The sequence below is a fragment of the Rhodococcus sp. (in: high G+C Gram-positive bacteria) genome, from assembly GCF_049591685.1.
Lineage (GTDB): Bacteria > Actinomycetota > Actinomycetes > Mycobacteriales > Mycobacteriaceae > Rhodococcoides.
Genome location: NZ_JBAWFH010000178.1, coordinates 1 through 1,534, shown reverse-complemented (window position 1 = coordinate 1,534; position 1,534 = coordinate 1). Strand labels below are relative to the sequence as shown.

2 protein-coding genes and 2 pseudogenes are annotated in these 1,534 nt (G+C 62.8%); all 4 read left to right on the top strand.

What is annotated here, in order from left to right; translation table 11 throughout:
- Positions 1-186: pseudogene (locus WBQ44_RS07645) on the top strand (NADH-quinone oxidoreductase subunit NuoI); the annotation flags it as partial.
- A complete protein-coding gene (locus tag WBQ44_RS07640; RefSeq protein WP_495566117.1) occupies positions 183-914 on the top strand; it encodes an NADH-quinone oxidoreductase subunit J in 732 nt (243 codons plus the stop codon). The pseudogene WBQ44_RS07645 and the gene WBQ44_RS07640, both read left to right, overlap by 4 nt.
- Complete coding sequence (gene nuoK, locus WBQ44_RS07635; RefSeq protein ID WP_495566116.1) at positions 911-1,210, top strand: NADH-quinone oxidoreductase subunit NuoK; 300 nt, start codon at positions 911-913, stop codon at positions 1,208-1,210. Before WBQ44_RS07640 ends, nuoK begins: the two co-directional genes overlap by 4 nt.
- A 1-nt stretch (position 1,211) precedes the next feature.
- Positions 1,212-1,534: pseudogene (locus tag WBQ44_RS07630) on the top strand (NADH-quinone oxidoreductase subunit L); the annotation flags it as partial.

Sequence of the window (1,534 nt, the reverse complement as noted above, 5' to 3'; positions counted from 1 at the left end):
GAAGCGTGCCCCACCCGCGCGCTGACGATGACCAACGAGTACGAACTCGCGGACGACAACCGGGCAGACCTGATCTACGAGAAAGACCGGCTGCTCGCGCCGCTCGAACCCGGCATGGAACCGGCTCCGCATCCGATGGCCGAAAAAGCCACCGCTGCAGACTATTACCGCGGGACGGTGCAATGACCACGACCACCGCCGAAGCCGTCCAGTTCTGGTTGCTCGGCGGCCTCGCAGTCATCGGCGCGCTCGCAATGGTGTGTGCGACCAAGGCCGTGTACTCGGCACTGTTCCTTGCGGTCACGATGATCATTCTGGCGGTGCTCTACATCGCCCAGGGCGCAGTGTTCCTCGGCGTCGTACAGATCGTGGTCTACACCGGAGCGGTCATGATGCTGTTCCTGTTCGTATTGATGCTCGTCGGGGTGGATTCGGCCGACTCGCTCACCGAAACTTTGAAGGGTCAACGCCCCGCAGCCGTAGCTGCCGGGCTGGGCTTCGGCATGGTGCTGATCGGTGCTATCGGGAACGCGTCGGTCGAGTCCGGCAGACCGGATTTCGTCGGTCTGGACGAAGCGAACTCGGGCGGAAACGTCGAAGGGCTCGCGGAACTGATCTTCATCCGCTACCTGTGGGCCTTCGAACTCACCGGAGCGCTGCTCATCATCGCCACGATCGGTGCCATGGTGCTGGCGCATCGTGAGAAGTTCACCGAGCGTCCCAGCCAGCGAACCATGTCCGAGCAACGCTTCAAGGCCGGCACCCATGTGACGCCGTTGCCCAGCCCCGGTGTGTATGCCCGGCACAACGCCGTCGATTGGCCCGCTCGACTTCCCGACGGCTCGTCGTCGGAACTGTCGGTCAACCCGATGCACCGCGGTCACCGAGACTCCGACGGGAGCGGCACGAGATGAACCCCGAGAACTATCTCTACCTGTCGGTACTGCTGTTTACCATCGGCGCAGCCGGTGTTCTGTTGCGGCGCAACGCGATAGTGGTGTTCATGTGCATCGAGCTGATGCTCAACGCAGCGAACCTCGCATTCGTCACGTTCGCCCGTTTGCACGGCAACCTGGAGGGGCAGGTGTTCGCATTTTTCACGATGGTGGTCGCCGCCGCGGAGGTGGTCGTCGGACTCGCCATCATCATGACGATATTCCGAACCCGTCGATCGGCGTCCGTGGACGACGCCAACCTCCTGAAGTACTGAGATGAACGCCATCTGGGTTCTTCCCGCCCTGCCGCTCTTCGGTGCGGTCGTTCTGCTGTTGGGCGGGCGCCGCACCGATCACCGGGGCCATCTGCTCGGAACGGCGATGTCGGCGCTCGCCTTCGCCGCGTCCGTCGTCCTGTTCTACGGAATGCTCGGCCGCGACAGCGAAGACCGCGCGGTGAGCGAAACCCTGTTCAGTTGGGTACCCGTCGCAGATCTCCAAGTTGATTTCGGTCTACGTCTCGACCAACTGTCCGTTTGCTTCGTGCTGCTGATCACCGGCGTCGGCACGCTGATCCACGTCTACGCCATCGGCTACAT